General features: G+C 41.3%; 1 protein-coding gene. It reads right to left on the bottom strand.

The window, feature by feature from the left end; genetic code table 11:
• Positions 1-409: translation elongation factor Ts (gene tsf / locus GQR39_RS20050; protein WP_165736431.1), on the bottom strand; the 409-nt coding region annotated here is incomplete at both ends.

Here is a 409-nt window from a genome sequence, read left to right as displayed (position 1 = left end):
CGACGTACAGAAATGTTTTCGCCAATTTTAGCAACTAAAAGCTCACGCGCTTGTTCAACAGTTGTATCGTCGTATGCTAATGCGCTAAGCGCTTCGATAGAATCTACTTTGTTTGCAAGTGCGATATCAGCTACTTTTTCAGCAAATGCTAAGAAGCTTTTATCCATAGCAACGAAGTCTGTTTCACAGTTAACTTCGATGATTAATGCAGTAGTACCATCAGTTTTTGCAATAATTGCGCCTTCAGCAGCAATACGGCCTGCTTTTTTAGCTGCTTTGATTGCACCTGATTTACGCATGTTTTCAATAGCAAGCTCGATGTCGCCATCTGCTTCAACTAATGCTTTTTTACAATCCATCATACCCGCAGCTGTGCGGTCACGAAGTTCTTTAACTTGCTGAGCTGTAA

The sequence above is a fragment of the Pseudoalteromonas sp. C8 genome (assembly GCF_011378685.1).
In the GTDB taxonomy this organism is placed as follows: domain Bacteria; phylum Pseudomonadota; class Gammaproteobacteria; order Enterobacterales; family Alteromonadaceae; genus Pseudoalteromonas; species Pseudoalteromonas arctica.
This window is presented reverse-complemented; position numbering and strand designations above follow the sequence as displayed.